17 protein-coding genes and 1 riboswitch are annotated in these 26,201 nt (G+C 67.3%); of the genes, 5 read left to right on the plus strand and 12 right to left on the minus strand.

Annotation, left to right across the window (positions count from 1 at the left end; genetic code table 11):
* Nucleotides 1-49 precede the first annotated feature (49 nt).
* Nucleotides 50-1,477: a DcaP family trimeric outer membrane transporter gene (locus ACZ75I_RS19250; RefSeq protein WP_057494015.1), complete on the minus strand. Its 1,428-nt coding sequence runs from the start codon at nt 1,475-1,477 to the stop codon at nt 50-52.
* Nucleotides 1,478-1,722: 245 nt separating this feature from the next.
* Here ACZ75I_RS19250 and acs point away from each other — a divergent pair, with 245 nt between their 5' ends.
* Complete coding sequence (gene acs, locus ACZ75I_RS19255; protein ID WP_346476942.1) at nt 1,723-3,666, plus strand: acetate--CoA ligase; 1,944 nt, start codon at nt 1,723-1,725, stop codon at nt 3,664-3,666.
* 80 nt (nt 3,667-3,746) lie between these two features.
* Complete coding sequence (locus ACZ75I_RS19260) at nt 3,747-4,412, plus strand: response regulator transcription factor (RefSeq protein ID WP_005420420.1); 666 nt, start codon at nt 3,747-3,749, stop codon at nt 4,410-4,412.
* Between the two features lie 102 nt (nt 4,413-4,514).
* Here the strand turns inward: ACZ75I_RS19260 and ACZ75I_RS19265 are convergent, their stop codons facing one another.
* From ACZ75I_RS19265 to glyQ, 8 genes are all read right to left on the minus strand, one after another.
* Nucleotides 4,515-4,970: an REP-associated tyrosine transposase gene (locus ACZ75I_RS19265; protein ID WP_346476941.1), complete on the minus strand. Its 456-nt coding sequence runs from the start codon at nt 4,968-4,970 to the stop codon at nt 4,515-4,517.
* A 147-nt stretch (nt 4,971-5,117) separates the two neighbouring features.
* Complete coding sequence (locus tag ACZ75I_RS19270; protein ID WP_053498787.1) at nt 5,118-5,693, minus strand: manganese efflux pump MntP; 576 nt, start codon at nt 5,691-5,693, stop codon at nt 5,118-5,120.
* A gap of 89 nt (nt 5,694-5,782) precedes the next feature.
* Nucleotides 5,783-5,872, minus strand: a riboswitch (yybP-ykoY riboswitch).
* A gap of 252 nt (nt 5,873-6,124) precedes the next feature.
* Nucleotides 6,125-9,583, minus strand: a complete 3,459-nt coding sequence (locus ACZ75I_RS19275; RefSeq protein ID WP_061480441.1) for a hybrid sensor histidine kinase/response regulator — start codon at nt 9,581-9,583, stop codon at nt 6,125-6,127.
* 135 nt (nt 9,584-9,718) lie between these two features.
* Nucleotides 9,719-11,866, minus strand: a complete 2,148-nt coding sequence (locus ACZ75I_RS19280; protein ID WP_346476940.1) for a S46 family peptidase — start codon at nt 11,864-11,866, stop codon at nt 9,719-9,721.
* A 179-nt stretch (nt 11,867-12,045) separates the two neighbouring features.
* Nucleotides 12,046-15,903, minus strand: coding sequence for a translocation/assembly module TamB domain-containing protein (locus ACZ75I_RS19285; protein ID WP_472958528.1), 3,858 nt, complete (start codon nt 15,901-15,903; stop codon nt 12,046-12,048).
* Complete coding sequence (locus tag ACZ75I_RS19290; protein WP_032954656.1) at nt 15,900-17,696, minus strand: autotransporter assembly complex protein TamA; 1,797 nt, start codon at nt 17,694-17,696, stop codon at nt 15,900-15,902. Before ACZ75I_RS19290 ends, ACZ75I_RS19285 begins: the two co-directional genes overlap by 4 nt.
* 245 nt (nt 17,697-17,941) lie before the next feature.
* Nucleotides 17,942-20,017 carry a glycine--tRNA ligase subunit beta gene (gene glyS, locus ACZ75I_RS19295; protein WP_472958529.1) on the minus strand — a complete coding sequence of 692 codons (2,076 nt, stop codon included), beginning with the start codon at nt 20,015-20,017 and terminating at the stop codon, nt 17,942-17,944.
* 87 nt (nt 20,018-20,104) lie between these two features.
* A complete protein-coding gene (gene glyQ / locus ACZ75I_RS19300; protein WP_049412007.1) occupies nt 20,105-21,016 on the minus strand; it encodes a glycine--tRNA ligase subunit alpha in 912 nt (303 codons plus the stop codon).
* Between the two features lie 83 nt (nt 21,017-21,099).
* On the opposite strand from glyQ, the gene ACZ75I_RS19305 reads away from it, so the two are divergent.
* The 3 genes from ACZ75I_RS19305 to ACZ75I_RS19315 are packed head-to-tail and all read left to right on the plus strand — an operon-like array spanning nt 21,100 to nt 24,614.
* Entirely contained in the window at nt 21,100-22,935 is a 1,836-nt protein-coding gene (locus tag ACZ75I_RS19305) for a GspE/PulE family protein (protein ID WP_180869817.1), read from the plus strand.
* Nucleotides 22,907-23,653 carry a glutamine amidotransferase gene (locus ACZ75I_RS19310; protein ID WP_072168856.1) on the plus strand — a complete coding sequence of 249 codons (747 nt, stop codon included), beginning with the start codon at nt 22,907-22,909 and terminating at the stop codon, nt 23,651-23,653. Before ACZ75I_RS19305 ends, ACZ75I_RS19310 begins: the two co-directional genes overlap by 29 nt.
* A 49-nt stretch (nt 23,654-23,702) precedes the next feature.
* The gene (locus ACZ75I_RS19315) at nt 23,703-24,614 is read left to right on the plus strand and encodes a BPSS1780 family membrane protein (protein WP_072168855.1); all 912 of its coding nucleotides are present in this window, start codon (nt 23,703-23,705) and stop codon (nt 24,612-24,614) included.
* Between the two features lie 76 nt (nt 24,615-24,690).
* Here the strand turns inward: ACZ75I_RS19315 and tatC are convergent, their stop codons facing one another.
* Genes tatC through tatA form a run of 3 tightly spaced genes read right to left on the minus strand, consistent with a single transcriptional unit; the run spans nt 24,691 to nt 26,138 of the window.
* A complete protein-coding gene (gene tatC / locus ACZ75I_RS19320; RefSeq protein WP_472958530.1) occupies nt 24,691-25,440 on the minus strand; it encodes a twin-arginine translocase subunit TatC in 750 nt (249 codons plus the stop codon).
* Complete coding sequence (tatB, locus tag ACZ75I_RS19325; protein WP_061480671.1) at nt 25,437-25,895, minus strand: Sec-independent protein translocase protein TatB; 459 nt, start codon at nt 25,893-25,895, stop codon at nt 25,437-25,439. The genes tatC and tatB overlap by 4 nt, the downstream gene beginning before the upstream one ends.
* Nucleotides 25,896-25,910: 15 nt before the next feature.
* Complete coding sequence (gene tatA / locus ACZ75I_RS19330; protein WP_005420453.1) at nt 25,911-26,138, minus strand: Sec-independent protein translocase subunit TatA; 228 nt, start codon at nt 26,136-26,138, stop codon at nt 25,911-25,913.
* Nucleotides 26,139-26,201 lie beyond the last annotated feature (63 nt).

Here is a 26,201-nt window from a genome sequence, read left to right on the forward strand (position 1 = left end):
TTGGCCGGCACCCCATCTCGGTAGGTGCCGGCCGCTGGCCGGCACGCTCCTAGAAGCTGTACTTCGTAGTGAACTGCAACCGGGTGATGTCACCCTTGTTGCCGTTCTCCACTTCGCGACGGCCATACATCAGCTCGGCGCCGATATCGACCTTGGGCAGCGGCGAATAGAAGATGTTGCCGCGGATGCTCTGCACGCTCTTGGTCACCAGCGGGCCGAGGATGCTGTCGTTGTCGTAGTCGCTGCGCGCGTAGATCAGGTTGGTGCGCAGCTTCGGCGAGAACGCATGCCGCCAGCCGACGTAGCCGGCCAGCACGCCGGTCGGGTTGAGCTCGTCGCGGGCCACGTCGTAGGCACTGTCGGCGGTGATGCCCAGGCCGATGTAGCGGGCGATGCCTTCGCCGCCGGTCAACTGGTAATGCAGAGAATCGCTGTCACCCATCACCCACTTGCCGCCCAGGGTCAGGCCGCCGGCCACCTTGTCGGCCTTCGCGCCGGTCGCCTGGTTGTCGACCTTCAACTGGCGGACGATGCCGCCGACACCGAAGGTGCCCCAGTCGCCCTTCCAGCCATAGCGCAGGGTCAGGTCGGGCAGGCTGCCACGGTCGGAGTTGGCGCTGGCGTTGGTCCAGGCGCCGGTGACCGGGTTGCGGGTACCGGTGAGGGTGGTGGTTTCCGGGTTTTCCAGCGCGACGCTGAAGCCGCCCTGGGTGTAGCGCACCTGCGCCTGGCGCACGAAGATCACGCCGTCGGTGGGGCCGACGAAGTCGACCGCTTCGGGCAGTGCGGCCGCGTCCATGAAGTTGGACCAGGTCTGGCCGGCCAGCCAGTTGTTCCAGTACATGTAAGCGTGGCGCAGGGTCACGCCGTAGGTGTTGGTGGCGGTCTGGTTGCCCAGCGAGTTGCCGAAGAAGTCCATCTCGAAGAACGCACCGGCCTTGTTGCCCGATTCGCTGACGTTGTCGATGCCCAGGTTGAAGCGCGAGAACTTGGCATGGGCGTTGAAGTCGGTGCCCGAACGCTTGCCGCTGCCGCCGGCGCCTTCCACCGGGGTCTGGCCCGGCAGATACAGCGAACGGCCGGTGGCGTCGTCGGCCAGCTGGCCATCGCTGGTCTGGGTGGCCAGGAAGTCGGCCTTGATGAAGCCGCCGATCTTGACCGTGGTGCCCGGTGCCGCGCCCGGGGTGAGGGTGGTGACCTGGATCGGCTGCTTGCCGGCCGGCACCTGTGCGACCGGCTTCTGCCCGGCCTGCACCGTGCGGACTTCGGTTACGGCCTGCTGGGTCTGGCTGATCTGGGTCTGTTGTTGTTGCTGCGAAGACAGCAGCAGCTGGACCTGGCGTTCCAGTTCGGCAACGCGTGCTTCCAGCGCCTTCTCTTTGGCGGTCTCTGCGAACGCCATGCCCGGTGCGACCAGGGCGACCAACAGGCAGGCCGCCAAAGGTGTGCGCACGGCTTTCAACGTACGGTGGCTCATGTTGCCCTCTCTCCCAAGTGGCAAGGTGATGCCGCGCGTGGGGCACGGTCGAGCCGAGACTGCGGGGCGATTATGTATAGCGGCTATTCGCCATTGGTCGAACCTGGCCCTGCAAGGCGCTCACTTTCGACCATGGTCTAACCAGGGTGGTGACGCGGCCGGGGGTGGATGGGGCAAACTGAGGGGGATCGGTCGTTGCGATGCTGCGACCGCACATACAAAGTCAACGTGCAAGTGAGGGTGCCATGGCTGATATCTACCCCGTCGATCCGCAGTTCGCCGCCAAGGCACGCATCGACAAGAAGACCTATGAACAGCAGTACCAGGCGTCGGTGACCGACCCGGATGGATTCTGGGGCAAGGCCGCCGAGCGCCTGCAATGGATGCGCAAGCCGACGAAGATCAAGAACGTCAGCTATGACCTGTCCGACTTCCACATCAAGTGGTTCGAGGATGGCGAGCTCAATGCCAGCGTGAACTGCCTGGATCGCCAGCTCGAGACGCGCGGCGACAAGACCGCCCTGCTGTTCGAGCCGGACGGCCCGGATGCACCCGCCCAGCACGTGACCTATCGCGAGCTGTACGAGCGCACCTGCCGCCTCGGCAATGCGCTGCGCAACCTCGGGGTCAAGAAGGGCGACCGCGTCACCATCTACCTGCCGATGATCGTCGACGCCGCCGTGGCCATGCTGGCCTGCGCGCGCATCGGTGCGATCCACTCGGTGGTGTTCGGTGGCTTCGCGCCGAACTCGATCGCCGACCGCGTCAGCGACTGCCAGAGCAAGCTGATCATCACCGCCGACGAAGGCCTGCGTGGTGGCCGCAGGATTCCGTTGAAGGCCAACGTCGATGCCGCGCTGAAGCTGCCGGGCACGAACACGGTTGAAACCGTGCTGGTGGTGCGCCACACCGGCGGCGCGGTGGACATGCAGGCCCCGCGCGACCGCTGGTTCCACGACGTGGTGGACAGCCAGCCGGCCACCTGCGAACCGGAACGCATGAACGCGGAAGACCCGCTGTTCATCCTCTACACCTCCGGTTCCACCGGCAAGCCGAAGGGCGTTCTGCACACCACCGGCGGTTACCTGCTGTACGCGGCCTACACCCATGAAGCGGTGTTCGACCTGCGCGAGGACGACATCTACTGGTGCACCGCCGACGTCGGCTGGGTCACCGGCCACAGCTACATCGTGTACGGCCCGCTGGCCAACGGCGCGACCTCGCTGATGTTCGAAGGCGTGCCGAACTACCCGGACACCTCGCGCTTCTGGAATGTCATCGACAAGCACAAGGTGACCATCTTCTACACCGCCCCGACCGCCATCCGTGCACTGATGCGCGAGGGCGAGGAGCCGGTGAAGAAGACCTCGCGCGCGACGCTGCGCCTGCTCGGCAGCGTCGGCGAGCCGATCAATCCGGAAGCCTGGCGCTGGTACTACGAGGTGGTCGGCGACAGCCGCTGCCCGATCGTCGATACCTGGTGGCAGACCGAGACCGGCGGCATCCTGATCTCGCCGCTGGCCGGCGCGATGGACCTCAAGCCGGGTTCGGCCACCCTGCCCTTCTTCGGCGTGCAGCCGGCGCTGGTCAATGCCGATGGCGAGATCCAGGACGGCCCGACCGAGGGCAACCTGATCATCCGTGACTCCTGGCCGGGCCAGATGCGCACGGTGTACGGCGACCACCAGCGTTTCATCGATACGTATTTCCGCACCTACCCCGGCAGCTACTTCACCGGCGACGGTTGCCGCCGCGACGAGGACGGCTATTACTGGATCACCGGCCGCGTCGACGATGTGATCAATGTGTCCGGCCACCGCATCGGCACCGCCGAAGTGGAAAGCGCGCTGGTCTCGCATCCGAAGGTGGCCGAGGCGGCCGTGGTCGGCTTCCCGCACGACGTCAAGGGCCAGGGCATCTACGCCTACGTCACCCTGGTGGCCGAAGAGGCACCGAGCGATGAACTGCACAAGGAACTGATCGCCTGGGTGCGCAAGGAGATCGGCCCGATCGCCACGCCGGACCACCTGCAGTGGGCGCCGGGCCTGCCGAAGACCCGCTCGGGCAAGATCATGCGCCGCATCCTGCGCAAGATCGCCGAGAACGCGCCGGACCAGCTCGGCGACACCTCGACCCTGGCCGACCCGTCGGTGGTGGCGTCGCTGGTGGACGAGCGCAAGGTGCGCTGACGTACGACCCGGGGTCGGATCCCTTTCCTCAAGGAAAGGGCTCTGACCCCATCTGCTTTCCCCCACGGTTCCCCCCGACCATGACCACCCTCCTGATTGCCGATGACCACCCGCTGTTCCGCGAAGCCCTGCGTGGGGCCGTGCAGCGGGTCATCCCCGGCGTGCAGCTGTTCGAGGCCGACAGCGTGGAAGCGTTGTATGCACTGGCCGACCAGCACAACGACGCCGACCTGGTCCTGATGGACCTCAACATGCCCGGTGCGCAGGGCTTCAACGCACTGGTGCACATGCGCTCACTGCACCCCCAGCTGCCAGTGGTGGTGGTATCCGCGCGCGAAGAGGCCACGGTGATGCGCCGCGCGCTCGACCACGGTGCGCTGGGCTTCATCCCGAAGTCTGCGGATTCGGACACCATCGGCCATGCGCTGGGCACCATCCTCGATGGCGAGACCTGGGCACCGCCGGAAGCGCACAACGTGCCGCCCACCGGCAGCGAAGAACGCGAAGTCGGCCAGCGCCTGCGCGAGCTGACCCCGCAGCAGTTCCGCGTCCTGCAGATGCTCGGCGCCGGCCGCTTGAACAAGCAGATCGCCTACGACCTCAACGTCTCCGAAGCGACGATCAAGGCCCACGTCACCGCCATCCTGCGCAAGCTGGGCGTGACCAACCGCACCCAGGCCGTACTGATGGCCGGCAAGCTGGCCATCGACGACGACGCCATCGTGCTGCCGCCGGAAGAAGACTGATTGTGACCGACTATGGAGCCGAGCATGGGCTCGGCTCTACAGACGTCATGATGCCCCTGTAGAGCCGAGCCCACGCTCGGCTGCTCTTTGCCTCAATACCAATCACTCCTCAAGCGGCCATCGACTCCACACATAGGGGTATTCCCCGATGCGCGTGGCCAGCCCAGCACGCACCGGATTGGCCGCGATATACATCGCCTGCGTGCGCAGGCACTCATCGCCGCGCAGCGCATGATCGTAGTATCCCGGCTGCCAGATCGGCGCGTTGGCCTCAGCGCGCCTGCCGATGGAACGCCCGCTCCGTGATTTGAGAATCTGCATGCAGCCGGCAAGCGTGCCGGTACGGAGTTCGAACAGCCAATGCAGATGATCCGGCATGACCACCCAGGCGAGGGAGGAGGTCCGCCCCGTCCGCTCTACGGTCCGCAGGGCTTCGATCAGCAGATCGACGTTGGCCTTGTCACTGAACCAGGGACGACGCGCATGCGTCACCGTGGTAAGTGCATAGACATAGCCGGTATGCGACCAACGACCATAACGGAGTGCGGGACTGGCCATGCGAAGAGGCTATGGCACGCATGCCAGTCTCTCCATCAGTGCAACACCGCAATGCTTGTCAGCCAACACTCTGATGTAGAGCCTAGCCCATGCTCGGCTGCCATGCAAAGCAGCCGAGCGTGGGCTCGGCTCTACAGGTTTCCCTGCTCACCCCACTCCGTGCAGGTGTTCGTACAGGATCGTCGCGCCGATGATCACCAGGATCACGCCGCCGATGATCTCGGCACGCTTGCCGACCATGCTGCCCAGCACGCGGCCGAGCATGATGCCGACGGTGACCATGGTCAGCGTGCACAGACCGATGACCGCGGCCATCACGCCGATATGCACGTCCATGAAGGCCAAGCCGATGCCCACGGCCATCGCGTCGATGCTGGTGGCGAAACCGGTCAGCGCCAGCTTCCAGAAGCCGTGGTGCTGCGAAGGGTCTTCATCATCTTCGCCACTGTCCGGGCGCAGGCCGTTGTAGATCATGTGGATGCCCAGCGCGCCGAGCAGGCCGAAGGCGATCCAGTGGTCGAAAGCTTCCACGTACTGCAGGGCGGCACGGCCGAGCAGCCAGCCGATGATGGGCGTGATCGCCTCGATGACACCGAAGATGATGCCGGCGCGCAGCGCGTCACGGAACACCGGTTTGCGCATGGCGGCACCCTTGCCGATCGCGGCTGCGAAGGCATCGGTGGACATGGCAAAGCCGATCAGGAGGATCGAGATGGGAGACATTGGCGACTGCTGAAGGTCGGGCTAGGACGGACGCACGGCCGGCGCTCGCGCCCAACCTGACGTTGCGCGCGCGGGCCGTTGGTCTCGCCAACCATCATGGTTGTCCACGCCACGGCGCACTGGCCGAGTATGTTGACGTGGACGATTCCTGCGAAGGAATCCGGCTACTCCCCAAGGGGACGCGAAGCTTAGCATCGCGATCCACGCGTGGCGCATTTCCATCGAAACGCGCAGGCAGGGCTGGTTTGTATAGCGATGGCTATATCGGCGCCGTGCAGCGCGCGGAAGCCGAGCATGGGCTCGGCTCTACGGAGGGCCGCGCAAGTGGATTCTTGTAGAGCCGAGCCAATGCTCGGCTGCTGTTCGTCCGGGCCACGGAACACCATGCCGCGCGCAGGAGCCGAGCATAGGCTCGGCTCTACAGTTGCCAATCAGGCATCGCTGTTGCCGGCGTCGCGCAGCGCGCCGAGGAAGGCGCGCAGCGAAGCCGGTTTGATCGGCTTGGTCAGCACGCGGTAGCCACGCTCGCGTGCCATCCGCTTCAACTCATCGCGGCCATCGGCGGTCAGCAGCGCACCCGGCAGCGGGTAGCCGGCCGCCTCGCGCAGCGCCACCAGCGCATCCAGGCCGTCCATGCGGTCGTGCAGGTGGTAGTCCACCAGCATCACCTGCGGACGCTCGGCAATCTTCTCCAGCGCCTGGTCGACGGTGGCGGCGGTGATCACCTGCACCTGCCAGCGGCCGAGCAGTGCGCGCATGCCGTCGAGGATTTCCTCGTCGTTGTCCACGCACAGCACTCGCAGGCCCGCCAGCGAATCGCTGCGCACCGGTGTGGCCACGGCCTGGGTCGCCTTGGCAGGCTCGGTGTAGCCGGGCAAGGGCGCAACCCGCGGCAGGATGATCGAGAACATCGAGCCACTGCCAACGCGGCTGCGTGCATTGAGACGATGGTCGAGCAGGCGCGAGATGCGCTGGCAGATCGACAGGCCCAGGCCCAACCCCTGCTCGCCCCAGTCGAACGGCTGCTGGTAGCGGTGGAACTCGTCGAAGATCTGCCGCATGTGGTGTTCGGGAATGCCCGGGCCGGTGTCCCACACCTGCAGTTCCACCTCGTCGCCGCGCTGGCGTACGGCCAGCACGATGCGGCCCTGGCGGGTATAGCGCAGTGCATTGGCCAGGAAGTTCTGCAGTACGCGGCGCAGCAGGCGGCGATCGCTGCGTACCCAGGCCGCGCGTGCGAACAGGTCCAGGCGCAGGCCACGGCCTGCGGCGACCGGCGTGTACTGCGCGGCCAGCTCGCGCATCAACGCACTCACATCGAACTCGCCGATCACCGGGTGCAGGCCACCGGCATCCAGCCGCGACACGTCCAGCAGGCCATCAAGCAGTTCTTCGGCTGCGCGCAGCGACGCGTCCACGCGTTCGGCCAGATGCTTTTGTTCGTCGCTCACGTGATCGCTGTCGCGCAGCGCGGACGCAAACAGGCGCGCCGCATTCAACGGCTGCAGCACGTCATGGCTGATCGCCGCCAGGAAACGGGTCTTCGACTGCTGCGCGACCTCGGCCTCATGCGAGCGCTCGGCCACGCGCTGTTCCAGCGTCTCGTTGGCTTCAAGCAGCGCCCTTTCAGCGTGCTTGTAGTCGGTGATGTCGTTGTAGCTGGTCACGTAGCCGCCGCCCGGCAGCGCCTGGCCGCGCATCTCGATCACCTTGCCGTCGCTGCGGGTGCGCTCGAACACGTGCGGCGAACCGGCGCGCATGTAACCGATGCGGCGGTTGATCTGCACTTCGATATCGCCCTCGCCCAGCTCGCCGCGCTCGGCGTTGTAGCGGATCAGGTCGGCCACCGGGCGGCCCACGTAGAGCATGCCGTCGGGGTAACCGAACATGTCCTGGTAGCGGCGGTTCCACGCGGTCAGGCGCATGTCCGGATCGACCACGCTGACCCCGGCGCTGATGTTCTCCAGCGTGGTCGACAGGATCTCGCGGTTGAAGCGCAGTTCCTGCCCGGCTTCGTCCAGTACCGCCACCACTTCACCCAGGTCCATGCCCGAGCCACGCAGCAGGCTGGTCAGCAGCAGGCGTGCGGACGCCGCGCCGATCGACGCGGCCAGCAGGCGTTCGGTGAACTGCACCCACGGGCGGTCTGCAGGCGCGGAGGATTGCAGTTCACGGCCCAGTGACTGCGCCTGCTCGAAGAACGAACGCCGCGCATGACGTTCGCCGACCACGCGCGAGGCCAGCGCCAGCAGGTCGCCCACATGCACGTGGCCGGGCCAGCCGCCGGCCACCGACGGGCGCTCGGCATACGGGTCGAGGAACGGTGCCGCACGCAGGCGCTCGTCGACGCCGGGCCGCCAGCGTGCGGACACCAGCATCATCGTGGCCGCATTGACCAGCAGCGACCAGAACGTGCCGTGGGTCAGCGGATCCCAGCCGGACATGCCGAACAGCTGCTGCGGGCGCAGCCACTCGATGCCGAACGGGCCGTGCTGCACCCAGCCAGCATCGACCCAGCCGGCCATGGTCATCGCCGGCAGCAGCAGTGTGTACAGCCAGGTGGCGAAGCCCAGCAGCATGCCCACCTCGACACCACGCCGGCTGGCGCCGCGCCAGTACAGGCCGCCGATCAGCCCCGGCGCGAACTGCGCCACCGCCGCGAACGCCATCAGGCCGTACGAGGCCAGCGTGCTGTCGTTGCTGCTGGTGCGGTAGTAGCTGTAGGCCATCAGCGCCAGCAGCAGGATCGCCAGGCGGCGGATCCACAACACGCGCGAGGCGACGTCGGCGGCTTCCTGGTGGTCACCGCTCCGACGCAGCAGCACCGGCATCACCAGATCATTGCTGACCATGGTCGCCAGCGCGATGGACGAGACGATGACCATGCCGGTGGCCGCCGAGAAGCCGCCCACGTAGGCGATCAGCGCCAGCGCATTGCGGCCTTCGGCCAACGGCAGCGCCAGCACCATCGAATCGTCGGCAACGCTGCCGCCGGTGCCGAACAGGGTGACGCCGGCGGTGGCGATCGGCAGCACCATGCCCGAGATAAGCACCAGGTAACCGCCGAACATCCAGCGCGCGCGGCGCACGTCGCGCACGTCACCGCACTCGACCACGGCCACGTGGAACTGGCGCGGCAGGCAGATGATGGCGAGGAAGCTGAGCAGGGTCTGCGAGATGAAGCCGACCGGCGGCAGGCCGGTGAACAGCGTATGCACCGACTCGACCACCGCGTCGGTGCGGTTGCTCAGCCACAGGTAGGCGAACACGCCCACCGCCAGCATCGCCAGCAGCTTGATCACCGATTCGAAGGCGATCGCCAGCATCATGCCGTGGTGGTGCTCGGTAGCATCGACCTGGCGGGTGCCGAACAGGGTGGCGAACAGCGCCATCAGCAGCGCCACGTACAGCGCCGGGTCGGTGAAGAAGCCGGTGGGGCCGGTGTTGCCGGTCAGCACCTGCAGGCTCATCGCCACCGCTTTGTACTGCAACGCCAGGTACGGAATGATGCCGATCAGCGCGATGATCGCCACCAGCGCCGCCAGCCGCCGCGAGCGACCGAAGCGCGAGGAGATGAAATCGGCGATGGAGACCACGTTCTGGCTGCGTGCGATCAGCGCCAGGCGCTCGATGATGCGCCAGCCGAACAACAGCAGCAGCAGCGGGCCGATGTAGATCGGCAGGTAGCCCACGCCATTGCGCACGGCGGTACCCACCGCGCCGTAGAACGTCCACGACGAGCAGTACACGGCCAGCGCCAGGCTGTAGACCACCGGCCGCAGCCACGGCCGGTCGGGGTACATCGGCCGACGGTCGCCCCACCACGCCACGCCGAACAGCAGCGCGGCATAGGCAACCGAGACCAGCAGCAGGATCCAGCTGGAGACCACGCGTGCGTTTCCGTGGGAAGAACCCGCAGTGTAGGCCAGGCGTGGCCGGGGATGCGGGCGCGTTGGGGGCAACCACCCCCACCCAGGTGGGGGCCTACGCGGTGCGGGCCACGACCGTGGGTCGTGGCCGGCTTCTTACTGGGCCGGCACGCCCATTTCCTTCAGCAGTTCCGGCGCCGGGTAGACCTTGGCCAGCAGCCAGCGCAGGTAGCGCATGTCCACGTGCACGGCGCGCTTGTAGCGCGGGTCGAACCACCAGCTGGCGCTGACCGACTCCCAGTTGCTGTCGAAGTTCAGGCCGATCAGTTCGCCCTTGGCGTTGAGCACCGGCGAGCCGGAGTTGCCGCCGGTGGTATCCAGGTTGGTCAGGAAATTGACCGTCTGGGTGTTCAGTGCCGGATCGGCGGTGCTGCCGAAGTCACCTTTGGCGATCGCGGCCAGCAGCGGCTTGGGTGCGTCGAACGGATAGGCGTTGGTGTTCTTCTCGACGATGCCGGCCACGGTGGTCACCGGCGAGTAGGTCACGCCATCGCGCGGGTGCAGTGCCTCGACCTTGCCGTAGCTGATGCGCAGGGTGCGGTTGGCATCCGGGTACACGGCGCGGCCCTGCTTGGCACGCCAGGCGAACAGCGCCTGCATGTAGGCCGGGCGCAGGCGCAGCTGCTCGCCCTCGCGGGTCTTGCTTTCGTTCTCGATGCGCAGCTGCGCGGCCACCAGCGGGCCGGCCACAGCGATCAACGGATCGGCGGCCAGGGCCTTGCCTTCGCGCGCAGCCGCGAAGCGCGACAGGCGCTGCGCCTCGTCACCCAGCTGGGTGCCGGCGTACAGGGTGTCCAGTGCCTTGGCCAGCTGCTGCGGGGTACGGCCGAAGGCGGCGTCGAACTCGGCCACGCGCTGCGCGTCCGGCAGCTGCTGGTAACGGGTCAGCAGGGTGGTCAGCAGGGCCTTCTCGACCTCCGGTGCGTAGCGGCGCTGGACCTGCTTGAGCACGCCTTCGATCATCGCCTGGTCGCGCTGCTGGTAACCGCTCTCGCGCTGCGCGTCCGGTTTAGCCGATTCGATGCGCAGGCGCTCCAGCAGCAGCGCCGAGCGCAGCAACTGGCTCTGTGCGGCCATCTGGTCCAGCAGCAGGTCACGCTCGCCCACCGCCGCGCCCTGTGACAGGTTGGCCAGCAGCGCCTTGATGTCGCCCTGGTACCTGCGGTCGGTGGCGGCCAGCATCGCGGTCTCGTCGGCGGCACGCTGGGCCTTGGCATCGCTGCGCAGCAGGCCTTCCAGCTCACCGGCGGCGCGCTTGCGGTTGTTCTTCAGCGACTGCAGCTGCGAAGCGTAACGGGTACGTGCCTGCGCGTCCTTGGCGGTTGCCGCCTCGATGGTGTCGATCATCTGCTGGAACACCGAAACGCGGCGCGGCAGCACGGTGTCGATCTGGCCGGCGAATTCGGCCGCAGTACGGTGGCGGTAGGTGATGCCCGGATAACCGGCCAGCATCGCGTAGTCGCCCTCCTTCGGGCCCTCTACCGACATCTGCAGGTGTGCCGGCGCCTGGTAGGGCACGTTGTCCTTGCTGTAGGCGGCCGGCTTGCCGTCCTTGCCCACATAGGCGCGCAGCAGGGTGAAGTCGCCGGTGTGGCGCGGCCACATGAAATTGTCGATCTCATCGCCATAGTTGCCGATCGCACGCGGCGGCGCGTACACCAGGCGCACGTCGCTCAGTTCCAGCTGGGCGATGCGGTAGAAGTCGGTGCCGTAGTACATGTTGGCCACCGAGCAGCGCACACTGCCATCCTTCTCGCACTCGGCCACGATCTGCTTGCTGGCCGCATCGACGGCATCGAAGTAGGCACGGCCGGTCTTGCCGCGGGCCTGCGCCAGCACCTGATCGGTCACCTTGTCGAAGCCAACGGTGACCAACACGCGGAAGTCGGGGTTGGCCGGGCGCTCGTCGGCACGGTCCCTGGCGATGAAGCCACCGTTGATCAGGTCGTGCTCTGGCGAGCTGTTGTACTGGATCACGCCCATCGCCACGTGGTGATTGGTCAGCAGCAGGCCGTCGCTGGACACGAACGAGCCGGTGCCGCCGCCCGCGCGCACCACCGCGCTCAGCGGCGGCGCGGTGACATTGGCCAGGTCGGCCGGATTGCCCTTGAAGCCAGCGGCCTGCAGCGGCTTGGCCAGGTCCGGCAGCTGGGTTGGCATCCACATGCCTTCATCGGCGTGGGCACCGGCGGCGAGGGTCAGGCCCAGGGCCAGGGCGGTGGGAAGGGCTTTGCGTGGCGACATGAGGCAATCCGGTACGACAGAACAGCCCGGGACCATAGCCGCTGGGGCCGGATGGGGCAACGGCCGATGGTTGGGGACCTGACGGGTAGAGCCGAGCCCATGCTCGGCTGCTCTTCCTTCAACCCGCGCCGCGCGCAGAAGCCGAGCATGGCTCGGCTCTACAGGGATGCCACGGCGGGTTACTTCTCCCGCCGCCAGTTGATCGAACCACGGTTTTCCACCGTGCTCGATTCCACTTCCACATCAAACCCGCGGCGCAGCAGGTACTTCAGCGTGATCACCGAACCGGCGCCCACCAGCGACACGCCGTAACCCACGTAGAGCTTGGGCGAGATGTACTTGCCGACGCCGATCACCGAACCACCCAGCGCGCGCGACTGGCTCACGCCGGCATCATCCAGGCCCAGCTTGGCACCCAGCTGCGAGGCGAGCAGGCCACTGCCAGCCGAGAGCGCCGCCGAGGCCGCGTTGACCTGCTGCGCCTGGTCGCTGCTGGCGCCGGTCAGGCTGCGTCCCAGCACCAGATAGGCCAGTGCCTCGGACTGCGACATCGCCGGATCGGACCACACGTCGGCACGCGGTTGCTGGGCACGCCCGGTCACGTCGATGCCGGCGGTGACATCACCGATGCGGCGCTCGGCGCGGATGTTGATGCGTGGGTCGGACACCGCGTTGTAGTTCCAGTTGAGGTTGCCGCGGGTGATGGTCAGGTCCTGCCCGTAAGCCTTGTAGCGTCCACTCACTTCCAGCCCGCCGTTTGCGGTCATCTCGCGGCCGGGCTTGGCCCAGACCTGCATCTTGCCGGTCAGCGCGCCCTTCAGGCCGAACCCGGTCATCTTCACCTTGTCGCCGAGGCTGACGGTCAGCTCCATGTCCAGCGGCGAAGTGAGCGACTCTTCCGGATCGGCCGGGTCGAGCACCACCACGTCTTCGGACACCGAGGTGCCGCGGTCCAGGCGTTCCAGGTCGATGTCGGCCTCGGGCACGTGCACGGTGCCGCGCAGCTCCATCGCCGCCTTGGCCAGGGTGAAGTCGAGGTTGGGGTTGGCGACGATGCGCAGTTCGCTGGTGTTGGACAGCAGCACGTTCTCGCCATGGATCTTCAGCTGCAGCGGCTGCGCATCGCCGAACCACGACAGGCCACCGTCCACGTACAGCGTGCCCTGGCCGGAGTTAGCCTGCGCGGTGATCTTGGCCGAACCATCGGGCTGGGCCACGAAGCTGCCCTTGCCCTGGTCGAAGGTCAGGCCGAGCGCCGGGAATTCACCCTTGAAGTTGCTCAGCTGTGCGTCGCCACCCAGCGACGGCTGGCCTCGCGTCCCGCGCAGGCTGACGTGGCCTTCGATCAGGCCGGTCGGTCGCACGATGTCCGGCGAGAACAGCTCCAGCCAGTACAGCCGCGACATGTTGAGGTAGAGCTCACCATTCAGCGGCGCACTGGCTTCCCAGCCGGTCTGCATCTTGGCGTCGACGAAGCCATTGCCCTGGAAGCCCATGCCCAGGTAGCCCTTGATGCTGGCCGGGGTCATGTCGAGCTTCAGCGAGAACTGGTCATAGCGCACCAGCTCGCCGCGGGTGGTATCGCCCACGGTGTTGCGGTTCTCGCCAAGGCGCACGCCGCCTTCCTTCGAGCGCACTTCCACATGGCCTTCCCAGGCGTTGCCGCGCGGGCGGATGTGCGCGTCCAGGCTGACATCGCCGCGAAGGTAGATGCGGCGGCCGGACTGCGGCGGCAACCACGGCTGCACCAGCGCCAGCGGCAGCGCGTCGCTGCGCACCACCAGGCCTTCGCGCGGCCAGTTGGCCTGTGCGCACAGCGCGCCGCTGCTGGCGGCGGCCAGGCAGGCTTCGGACAGCGTGTAGGTGCTGCCGTTGATCGCGAACGCCGCCGGTGCACGCAGCGCCCAGGCATCGCCCTTCACCGGTGCGATGCGCAGCGACGCCAGCTCGCCACGCCACTGCGTGCCCTGCTGGCGCACGCTGCCCTGCAGCTCGACCGCACCCATCTCGTTGCGGGTCTGCGCAGCCAGGCGCAGGTTGGACACACTGCCCTGTGCGTCGATGTTCAGCCGCTCCAGCAGCATGCCCGCGTTGACCTGCTGGCCCTGCACGGCCAGCGTGCCGCTGTCGCCGCGCCACGGCAGGCGGCCCTTGATGCTCACGCTCTCGGCGCCGTAGCCATCCCAGTTGAGGTTGTTGCCGACCAGGTTGGCGGTGATGTCCGGCGCATCGCGCGGGCCCTTCACCTGTACCTGTCCACGCAGGCCGCCATCGGCGCCGGGCAGCAGATCGCTCAGCTGCAGCGGTTCGAAACGCGCATCGATGTCGAGGCGGTCGCCGACCTTGCCCGACGCGGTCACCCGGCTGCTGCCCAACGCCAGTTTCAGGTCACCCTGGCCCTGCGCGCCCTGCAGCGCGAACTTGCCCTGTGCGTCGAGATTTCGCTGGCGCAGCATGCCCTTCAGCGAGGGCAGGTCCACCGTGGCTTCCAGCGTACCCGCGGTGCCCGGTGCGGCATTGGCCGGCGGCGGCAGCTGGCGGCCCTTGGAGGCCAGGTTGCCGGACAGGCGGCCATTCCAGCCCGGCACGAAGTAGCCGGGGTCGAAGTCCTTCAGCGTGGCCTTGGCGTCCCAGTCCAGCTGCGGCGCCCACGCCACCTGGCCTTCCACCTGCAGCTGGCCACCGGGCGTCTGCGCCTGCAGCTGGTGGATCGACGCGGCCTGGTCATTGCCACGCACATCGAAGTGCAGCTGCGCCTTCTGCTTTTCGCGTTCGACCTCGGCGCGGCCGATCGCCGCCCAGGCCTTCAGGGTACCGGCCAGGCCGAAGCGTGCTTCCTTCAGAGTGACCGGCACCGGTGCGCTGCCGGCGGTGTTCGGATCGGGCGCCGGTACATAGCTCAGGTCACGCGCGACCACCGAGAAGTTGAGCTTCTGCTGGTCTTCCTGGCTGAAATCGGCGGTACCCTCCAGGCGGGCTTCGCCACCGAGGCCCTTCAGCAGCAGCGGCGAAACCTTCAGCACCTGGTCCTGCAATGACACCACGGACGGTGCCAGTTCCAGTTCCTGCTCGCCCTGCTTCACCTTGCCACGCAGGCTGGCATTGCCGCCCTTGCCAGCAGCAGTGAAATCCAGCGACAACGGCGTGATCGCCGAGCTCGCCAATGCCGGCGACAGCAGCGCCAGATCGAGCTCGTCGCTGCGCACGCTGGCATTCCACGTCGGGTCGGTGCGGCCATCGAACACCAGCATCGCGTGCAGCGGCTTCGGTGCACGCCCGGCCACCGCCACTTCCATGTGCGACAGGTCACCGCGGGCGACCAGGCCGACGGTAGCGGCCGTGCGCCCACGCGGTGCCGGCAACACCGCCGTCACCGTCACGTCGGTGTCGTAGTCCTTGGCCGGGATGTAATGGCCTTGGGCAGTGAAGTTGCCCATGTCACTGTCCACCACCAGCTTGTGCGCCTGGAACTCGCCGTTGGCGATCTCGATGCCACCACGCACGCGGCTGATGTCGATCACCGGTTCGTTGGCCTGGCTGATGCGGAAGCCATCGATGGCGATGGCATCGGCCTGGATCGCCAGCGGCATCTCGATCTGCGGCAGGGAATCGGGCCAGGACGGCAGCTTGAACGGCTCATCGCTCTTGGCCAGGTTCAACGTCGCGTTGGTCAGCTCCAGCTTGTCCAGCAGCAGCTTGCGGCCCAGCAGCGGGCGCAGGTCCGGCTCCAGGTGCGCGCGCTCGGCGTGGAAGTGGATGTCGTCATAGCGGAAGTCGACGTTGTACAGGGTCAGCGGTCCGGCCACCGGACCCTCCACCTTGTCCCAGGTGAAGCTGGCACCCACCGGCAGCCGCGCCACCACCTGGGCCAGCAGTACGTCACGGCCGGCCACTGTCTGCAGCAGCCAGTACACCGCCAGCAGGGCCAGCAGCACCAGGCCGATCACGCCGGCGCCGGACCATGCCCAGAAGCGGCGACGGCGATAGAAACGCACGCGTGGCGGCGGGGTGTTCGGGGTCGGTGCGGGCGTGCTCACAGGTCCGCTCCGATGTTCAGGTACAGCTGGAACTGCGAATCCGGGTTGTTCAGGCCGTGCGCCACGTCGATGCGCACCGGGCCCACCGGCGATTTCCAGCGTACGCCGAAGCCGACGCCGGTATGCAGGTCGATGGTGTTGTCGAAGGCACTGCCGGTATCGACGAACACCGCCGCACCCCAGGGGCCACCGTTGAAGTAGTGCTCGTACTCGGCCGAGCCGATCACAAGGTTCTTGGCACCCAGCGCGTACTTGTCCGGCTTCGGCGTACGCGGGCCGACCTCACGGTAGGCGTAGCCGCGGATGCTGCGGTCACCACCGGCGAAATAGCGCAGGCTCGGCGGCATCGCCACCAGATCGCTGGTCCAGGTGGTGCCGCCCTCGCCGCGCAGGATCAGGCGATTGCTTTCACCCACCGGGATGTACCAGCGCAACACGGCGTTGGCCTGCACGAAGCTGGTATCCGAGCCGGCGCCTTCCACGCCGGCACGCACCGTCGCCGCGCCGCTGATGCCCTTGCGCGGGAACATCTCGTCGTCGACGTTGACGTAGTCGGCAACCATCTGCGGGTACACCAGCGTCGAGGTGTTGTAGACGGCGTCGGTGAATTCGGTGCCGGAGGCATAGCGCCAGCGCTCGCGCAGCGCATTGATCGAGGCGATCGCGGTCCAGTGCTCGTTGATCTCGCCGCTGCGGCTGGCGATCAGCTTGAAGTTGCGCAGATCGATGTAGTCGGTCTGCTCGTCGTACGCGCTGGCGGCGAAGGTGTACCAGCCGTCGAGCCAGTTGAAGGCCGGAATGCGGTAACTGGTGACCAGGCTCTTGCGCTTCTGCGCATAGTCCAGCTGCGTGTTCATCTTGTGGCCGCGGTTGTTCAGGAACCGCCGCTCGATGCCACCGCGCACACCCGGGCCGCTCTCGCTGCCGTAGCTCAGGCCTGCGGTGTAGATGGTGCGCTTGGCCCGGGTCAGCTTCACGTCCACCGGCACTTCGCCGTTTTCATCGGCCTGGTCCGGGCGCGGCTGGATGTCGATCACGCTGAAGTAGTCCAGCTTGGTCAGCGACTCGCGCAGCCGGTCCAGCTTGCCCTCGTGGTAGTAGCTGCCCTGGTCCCAGTACACCAGTGGATCGAACAGCTTGTCGACGAAGTAATCCTGCTCGAAGCGCACCGGGCCCATGTTGTAGCGGCGGCCGCTGTCCCAGGTCAGGTCGATGTCGGCGGCGTTGTCGGCGCGGGTGATCTGCACCTGGCGCTGGGTGTAGTCGGCATCGAAGTAGCCACGCTCGGCCAGGCGCCGGGTGATGGTGATCTTGCTGGCTTCGTACTGGGTGTGCTCGAAGCGCTGGCCCTTGCGCGGCTTGAAGGCGGCCAGGTCGTCCTGCAGGTACTGGTCGTACATCGCCGGGCCGGTGATGTCGATGTGCTCGCGGCGCACGGTCACCGGGGCGCCCTTGTCGACATGGATCAGCACGCGCACGTGCTCATCCTCGCGCGGCGCCTCGACCTTGATCACCGGGTTGTAGTACCCGAATGGTTCCAGCGCCTGGCGGGTCTGCCGCTCGGCCTGCGACAGCAGGTACTCCAGGCGCGATTCGCCCTGCTCCTTGCCGATCGTGTCGTACAGCGACAGCGATTCCTGGATGTTCTCGATGATTGCGGCGTCGTCGCCCTTGTCCAATCCCTTGATGTCCACCTTGTCGATGGTGCCGCGCGCATGGACCACGGAAGTGGCGGCCAGCGACAGGACCATCAGCGGCAGGGCGTATTTCTTTGGCTGCATGCGGCACAGCATACCGACCGGAGGTGACGATGCGAAATGCATCACGTCATTGGGGATCGGTTGTTAAGTGGCGGTCAAAATACACCGCAAGGCGTCGATTGTCGCAATCGACCAATCAGGATGCCGGCATCGTCCACGATGTCGGCAATGACCCCGATAGACATCCGCCGGCGATGCTCCGGCAGTGCCGGTCGCTGGCCGGCAACCCACAGATCGGGGGCAATGCCGGCCAGCGGCCGGCACTACCGATACGGGCGTCAGCTCGACAGATGCTCGATCGCCGCCACCTTGCCCAGGCGCTCGCCCAGCATCGTCAGCAGCGCCAGGCGGTTGCCACGCAGTGCCGGATCTTCCGCGTTGACCATCACGCCATCGAAGAACGCATCGACCTGCGGACGCAGGCGCGCCAGGCGTGCCAGCACCGCCACATAATCCTTCTGGTGCAGGCTGGCGCCGGTGTCATCGATGGCGGCGGTCACCGCTTCGGCCAGCGCGCGCTCGGCATCTTCCTGCAGCAGTGCCGCGTCGATCTGCGCCGGAATCTCGCCCTCGGCCTTGCGCAGGATGTTGCGGATGCGCTTGTTGGCCGCGGCCAGCGCCTCTGCCTCCGGCAGCGCGGCGAAGGTGCCGATCGCATCCAGGCGGCGATCGAAGTCGTACAGCGAGGCCGGCTTCAACTCGGCCACCGCGTTGAAGTGCGTGGCCGGCACGCCCTTGTCGCCGTAGTAGCCCTTCAGGCGGTCGAGGATGAAGTCGTACAGCTCGCCGATATCGGCCTGCACGTTTCGCGCGGCCAGGCCGGCATTGGCGCTGGCCATCAGCGCGCGCAGGTCCAGTTCGAAGCCGCTTTCGATGATCGTGCGGGCCAGGCCCAGCGCGTTGCGGCGCAGCGCGAACGGGTCCTTGTTGCCGGTCGGCTTCAGGCCTGCAGCGAAACCACCGGCCAGCGTATCCACGCGTTCGGCGATGGCCAGCACCTTGCCCAGCGGCGACAGCGCGATGTCGTCACCACCGAAACGTGGCTGGTAGGCCTCGTCGATGGCCAGCGCCACGTCGGCCGATTCACCACCGGCCACGGCGTAGTGGCGGCCGGCGATGCCCTGCAATTCCGGGAATTCGTTGACCATGCGCGACTGCAGGTCGTTCTTGGCCAGCTCGGCAGCCCGCTTGGCCTGCGCCGGATCGGCACCGACCTGGGCTGCGATCACTTCGGCCAGTGCGGCCACGCGCGCCACCTTGTCGGCCACGCTGCCCAGCTTGGCCTGGTAGGTCACCGTCTTCAGGCCGTCGCCCATCGACACCAGGCCCTGCTTCAGGTCCTCGTCGAAGAAGAACTTGGCATCGGCGAAGCGCGGGCGGATCACCCGCTCGTAGCCCTTGGCCACTTCGGCCACGTCCTTCGATTCGATGTTGGCGATGCCGATGAACTTCTCGGTCAGCGTGCCGGCGGCATCCAGCACCGGGAAGAACTTCTGGTTGATCTCCATTGTCTCGATCAGCGCTTCCTGCGGCACCGCCAGGAACGCGCGTTCGAAGCTGCACAGCACCGCCGACGGCCATTCGACCAGGTTCACCACCTGCTCCAGGTTGTCTTCGGTGATGCGGGCGCTGCCACCGGCCCCGGCTGCGGCGGCCTCGACCTCGGCGACGATGCGCGCGCGGCGCTCGCTCGGGTCGACCAGCACGAACGCGGCGCGCAGCGCTTCAACGTAGTCCTGGGGCTGCGCCAGCGACACGGCCTGGTCGTGGTGGAAGCGATGGCCACGGCTGGCGCGGCCGGCCTGCAGGCCGAACAGTTCGGCCTCGACCACATTGGCGCCGTGCAGCAGCACCAGCCAGTGTGCCGGGCGGGCGAAGCCCCAGGCGTGATCGCCCCAGCGCATCGGCTTGGGAATCGGCATCGCCGCGATCGCCTCGCGCAGGATGTCCGGCAACAGGCTGGCGGTGCTCGCGCCCGGGGTCACCGCGCGGTGCACGAAGCGCTCACCCTTGTTGTCGGTGGTCTTCTCCAGCGCGGTCCAGTCGATCCCGGCCTTGGCGGCGAAGCCCTGCAGGGCCTTGGTCGGCTGGCCTTCGGCATCCAGCGCGATGTTCAGGTACGGGCCCAGCACTTCGCTGTGCTGTTCCGGCTGTTCCAGGCCGACGCCCGGCAGCAGCACGGCCAGCCGGCGCGGGGTCGACAGCGGGCGGGCATCGCCCAGCTCCAGCGCGACGCCACGCTTGCGCAGGCCTTCGACAACGCCGTCGAAGAACGCCTGGGCCAGGCCCGGCAGCGCCTTGACCGGCAGCTCCTCGGTGCCCAGTTCGATCAGCAGGGGGGACAATTGGCTCATCGGTTCGATCCTGTGGTGGGGGCGCAGCGCGCAACGCGTCCGGCGCCCCGGGTAGTTGATGAAAAGCGGGACGGTGCAGGAAGGCGGTCAGGCCTTCTTCGCGCCCGGGAAGCCCAGCTTCTCGCGCTGCTCGTAATACGCCTTGGCCACCGCCTGGGCCAGCGCGCGCACGCGCAGGATGTAGCGCTGGCGCTCGGTCACGCTGATCGCGCGGCGCGCATCGAGCAGGTTGAAGGTATGGCTGGCCTTCATCACCTGCTCGTAGGCCGGCAGCGGCAGGCCCACTTCCACCAGCTTCTGCGCTTCACGCTCGCAGGCATCGAAGCGGTGGAACATTTCGTCCACGTCGGCGTATTCGAAGTTGTAGGTGCTCTGCTCCACCTCGTTCTGGTGGTAGACGTCGCCGTAGGTCACCGGCTGGCCGTCCGGGCCGTAGGTCCAGACCAGGTCATAGACGTTGTCGCAGTTCTGCAGGTACATGCACAGGCGCTCGAGACCGTAGGTGATCTCGCCCAGCACCGGGCGGCACTCCAGGCCACCGGCCTGCTGGAAGTAGGTGAACTGGGTCACTTCCATGCCGTTGAGCCAGACTTCCCAGCCCAGGCCCCACGCGCCCAGCGTCGGCGATTCCCAGTTGTCCTCGACGAAGCGCAGGTCGTGCACCAGCGGATCGATGCCCAGTGCCTTCAGCGAATCCAGGTACAGCTGCTGGATGTTGTCCGGCGCCGGCTTCATCGCCACCTGGTACTGGTAGTAGCGCTGCAGGCGGTTCGGGTTCTCGCCGTAGCGGCCGTCGGTCGGGCGCCGCGACGGCTGCACATAGGCCGCGTTCCAGCTTTCCGGACCGATCGCACGCAGGAAGGTGGCCGGGTGGAAGGTACCGGCGCCCACCTCCAGGTCGAGCGGCTGGATGAGCACGCAGCCCTGCTGGGCCCAGAACTGGTTCAGGGTCTGGATCAGGCCCTGGAAGGTGATCGGAACGGTCGGGGTCGCGGACATGCGTACGAGTCTTGGCCGGCAAGGGGGTGCGCTAGTATAACGGCCGACCTGCGGGGCATTCCGTACCCGGGAGGAGCAGGCAGATGGAACATCGGCTGCCGGTGGGCACGCCCGGCGAGCCAGGCGGCGTCCCGCTGCCGTGGGGCCGCCTGCATTTCGAGCAGGTCGGTGCGGCGCTGCTGGCCGACGGCCTGGTTGCCGAGCACGAGGGCGAGCGCATGCGGTTTTCCGCACAGGGCGCGCGCAATGCCAGTGAAGTGCACCCGCTGGTGCTGCTGTCCAACCTCAAGCTGGCCACCCGCGACGGCGGCGAACTGACCCTGGAACGCCTGACCGAATGGCTGGCCCAACGCACCGGCAGCCGCTACCTGCGCATCGATCCGACCCGGGTCGACGTCGCTGCGGTCACCGCGCTGGTCTCCCACGCCTATGCCCGTCGCCACCGCTTCCTGCCGCTGGCAGTGGATGCCGAACGGGTGCTGGTGGCCACCAGCGAGCCGCTGGTGCAGGAATGGCGCCGCGACCTGCAGCACCTGACCCGCCGCCGCATCGAGCTGGCGGTGGTCAATCCGCTCGACCTGCACCGCTACACCATGGAGTTCTACGGGGTGACCCGTTCGGTGCGGGGCGCGCGCGGCGACGTCCGCGGCGAGGCCAACACCACCCTGCCCAGCTTCGAGCAGCTGGTCGAGCTGGGCCGCACCGGCGACGTCAATGCCGACGACCAGCACATCGTGCACATCGTCGACTGGCTGCTGCAGTACGCCTATGAGCAGCGCGCCTCGGACATCCACCTGGAACCGCGCCGCGAGATGGGACGCATGCGCTTCCGCATCGACGGCGTGCTGCACAAGGTGTTCGAGGTGCCGCCGGCGGTGATGACCGCGGTGGTCAGCCGCATCAAGGTACTCGGCCGCATGGACCTGGCCGAGCGCCGGCGCCCGCAGGACGGCCGCATCAAGACCCGCTCGCCGGGTGGCCGCGAGGTCGAGATGCGCCTGTCGACCATGCCCACCGCGTTCGGCGAGAAATGCGTGATGCGCATCTTCGACCCGGACGCCGCCTTCAAGAGCATCGACCAGCTCGGCTTCAGCCCGCAGGAGGCCGCTGGCTGGAATGCCCTGGTTGAGCGCCCGCACGGCATCGTGCTGGTCACCGGCCCGACCGGCTCGGGCAAGACCACCACCCTGTATTCCACGCTGAAGCGGCTGGCCACGCCGGACGTGAACGTGTGCACGGTGGAGGACCCGATCGAGATGATCGCCCCCGAGTTCAACCAGATGCAGGTGCAGGCCAACATCGACCTGGACTTCGCCAGCGGCGTGCGCACCCTGCTGCGCCAGGACCCGGACATCATCATGATCGGCGAGATCCGCGATCTGGAAACCGCGCAGATGGCGGTGCAGGCCTCGCTGACCGGCCATCTGGTGCTGTCCACCCTGCACACCAACGACGCGCCGTCGGCGGTCACCCGCCTGCTCGACCTGGGCGTGCCGCACTACCTGCTGACCAGCACCCTCAACGGCATCCTCGCCCAGCGCCTGGTGCGCACGCTGTGCCCGCACTGCAAGCAGCCGCACAGCCTCGGTGCGGCCGACTGGGCGGTGCTGGCTGATAGCCAGGCTGCATATCCAGATGCCGCCACGCCCTGTCGTCCGGTCGGTTGCCTGGAGTGCCGGCGCACCGGATTCCTCGGCCGCATCGGCCTGTATGAGTTGCTGCCATTGGGCTCGCGGCTGCGCGGGCAGATCCGCGCCGACATGGATCTGGCCGGTTTCACCCGTGCCGCGCGCGCTGAAGGGCTGCGAACCCTGCGCCAGGCCGGGCTTGAAAAGGTGGCGCAAGGGCTGACTACAATCGAGGAAGTCCTGTCAGTGCTGCCGCCCCCGGATGAACCCAGCCCCCTTCCTGATCCTTGAAACCGGCCGCCCGGTACCGTCGCTGCGCCGCTACGGGCGCTTTCCGCACTGGATCCGCGTCGCCGCCGGGCTGGAAGAGCATGAGACGGTGGTGGTCGACGTCGAACACGGTGGCGCCCTGCCCGATCCGCACGGTTTTGCCGGCGTACTGGTGACCGGCTCGGCCGCCTTCGTTACTGACCACGCCGACTGGAGCGAGCGCAGCGCGGCGTGGCTGCGCCAGACCGTCCACGCCGGCCTGCCGGTGTTCGGCATCTGCTACGGCCACCAGCTGCTGGCGCATGCGCTGGGCGGTGAGGTGGCCTACAACCCGGCCGGCCGCGAGTCCGGCACGATCGAGCTGGAGCTGCAGCCACAGGCGGCACAGGATCCGCTGTTCCAGGGCCTGCCGCAGCACTTTGCCGCCCACGCCACCCACCTGCAGACCGTGCTGCGCGCGCCCGACGGTGCCGAGGTGCTGGCACGCTCGCCGCTGGATGGCTGCCACGCGTTCCGCTGGGGGCGCCAGGCCTGGGGCGTGCAGTTCCACCCCGAATTCGCCACCCACCACATGCGCGGCTATGTGCGCGCCCGCGCCGACTGCATCGGCCGCCACGGCGGCTGCGCGCGCAGCATCGAGCGCGCAGTCAGCGCCGCACCGCTGGCCCGCCAGCTGCTGCGCCGCTTCGTCCGACAGGCGCGGCTGTCTTCAGCCCAGCCGGCGGCAAAACAGGGATAATCAGCGGCACGGGCAACCGCCCGTCCCCTCCTGTCCTTCCCGGATGTCCATGAAAGAGATTCGCAAGCTGCCGGCCTCGGCGGGCGCCCAGTGGTTGCTGGATACGTTCTCGCTGTATCGGCGTGCGCCGCTGCAGCTGGCCCGGATCGGCCTGGCCTGGCTGCTGGTGAGCTGGGTGGTCACCCTGTTGTCGACGCTGATTCCCGGCGCCGCCGGCATGGCCGTGCAACTGATGACCCTGGCCATCTCGCCGATCATGTTCGGCGGCATGCTCTACGCCGTGGGTGAGATCGACGAAGGCCGCCCGGGCCTGTCCTCGCACCTGCTGCAGCCGATCCGCGACCACCGCGTCAGCCACCTGCTGGTGCCGCTGGCGATCCAGGTGCTGGCGGTGCTGCTGCTGGGCGCGTTGCTGTTCATGATGATCGGCCGCGAAGGCTTCACCGCCTTCAGCGAGGTCATGACCAAGATGGAAGAGATCAGCCGCAGTGGCCAGCAGATCAAGCCGGACGATGCCGCGGCGCTGGTCGCCAACCTGCCGGCCAAGCGCATCGCACTGTGGATGCTGCTGGTGTTCCTGAGCGCGGTGGCGCTCTCGCTGGCGATGTTCACCCAGCCGGCGCTGGTGGTGTTCGACAAGCAGAGCGGCATGCACGCGCTGCGCCTGAGCCTGCAGGGCTGCATCGAGAACATCGGCGCGATGATCGTGTTCGCCGTGCTCGGCCTGATCGCCGCGTTCTGCATCTACATCCTGTTCGTGATCGTGATCCAGATCGCGATGCTGATCGGAGGCCCGCTGGCCGCCGCCTTCATCGCCCAGCTGGTGCTGACCACAGTGCTGATGCCGCTGTATGTCGGCGCGGTCTATGCCGCGTGGAAGCAGATGTTCGTGCACCGTGGCAGCCGCGCAGCACCGCCGGTCCCGACCACCCCGGCCTCAAGCGACATCTTCCACGCCTGACGAAAAAGGGGACGGAGGGGATTAAGTCGTTTGTGCCACTGTGCCGATAACGACTTAATCCCCTCCGTCCCCTTTTTTAGGCGGCGGGTTTCTTCACCGCCGACGATGGCACCAGCCAGCGTGCGGCGTGGATGCCCAGCTCGTAGAGCAGGCACATCGGGATCGCCAGCATCAGCTGCGAAACCACGTCCGGCGGGGTCAGCACCGCCGCCAGCACGAAGATGCCGACGATCGCGTAACCACGGCCTTCCTTGAACTGCTGCGGCGTCACCCAGCCCAGCAGGACCAGGATCACCATCGCCACCGGCAGTTCGAAACTGCCACCGAAGGCGAAGAAGATCGCCAGCACGAAATCCAGGTAGGCATTCGCATCCGGGGTGATCGCGATCACGTCCGGGCTGAAGGTGGTCAGGAAATGGAACACCGCCGGCAGCACCAGGAAGTAGGCGAAGGCACAGCCGGTGTAGAACAGCAGTACCGAAGACACCAGCAGCGGCACCGCCAGGCGCTTCTCACGCGCGTAAAGCCCCGGGGCGACGAAGGCCCACAGCTGGTACAGCAGCCACGGCACCGCCACGAACAGGGCCACGAAGAAGGTCAGCTTCAATGGCGCGAAGAAGGCTCCGGCCGGATTGGTCGCGATCATCGTCTGCCCGTTGGGCAGCTGCGAGACCAGCGGTTCGGCCAGCGCGTTGTACAGCTTCTGGGTAAATGGCAGCAGCGCCACAAGCACCACGCCCAGGCCCAGCAATGCGCGCACCAGGCGGCCGCGCAGCTCCACCAGATGTTCGACCAGCGAGCTTTCGCCGAAATCCTGTTCACTCATGGCTGGCGCTCCGTGCGCTGCGGCGTCGGCGCACCGGCTTCAGGGGGTGTCGCCGGCGTCGGCTCGGGAGCAACGCTCTCCTGTGCCGGCGCATCGGCATCGGGCGCAGCGCTCATATGCGGCGGCAGATCCGCAGGCGCCGGTGCGCGAACCTCCTGCGCCAGAGTATCGCCCTGCTGCTGCGCCTGCTGCGCTTCGCGACGGATCGCTTCACCGCTGGCGCGCAGCTGGTTCTCGGTGTCCTGCATGCCTTGGCGCACGTCCTGCATCTGCCGCTTGATGTCCTCGGCCTGCAGTTCGCGCTCCAGTTCCTGTTTCACCGAATCCCACTGATTGCGGGCACGGCGCACCCACAGGCCGGCGAAGCGGGCCGCCTTGGGCAGGCGCTCGGGACCGAGCACCACCAGGGCGACCACCGCGATCACCAGCAGTTCGCTGAAGCCGATATCGAACACCGCAACCGCTCCGGATCAGCGAGCGTTACGGTCGTGCTCGTCCTGCGCAGTGCGCGAGGCGTCCTGGCTGCGCGACTCATCGCCCAGCTGCGCGTTCGGCTTGTCTTCGTCGCGCATGCCCTTCTTGAATTCCTTGACCGCCGAGCCGAGGTCCTTGGCGCCACTGGTCAGGCGCTTGGTGCCGAACACCAGCAGGACGATGGCCAGCACGACCAACCAATGCCAGATGCTGAAACTGCCCATAAAGACGCTCGTTACGTTAGTGATCAGGCTGTCGAGCATAGCGCACCGGGTGTTAGCCGGCGC

The sequence above is a fragment of the Stenotrophomonas sp. X genome (assembly GCF_055721025.1).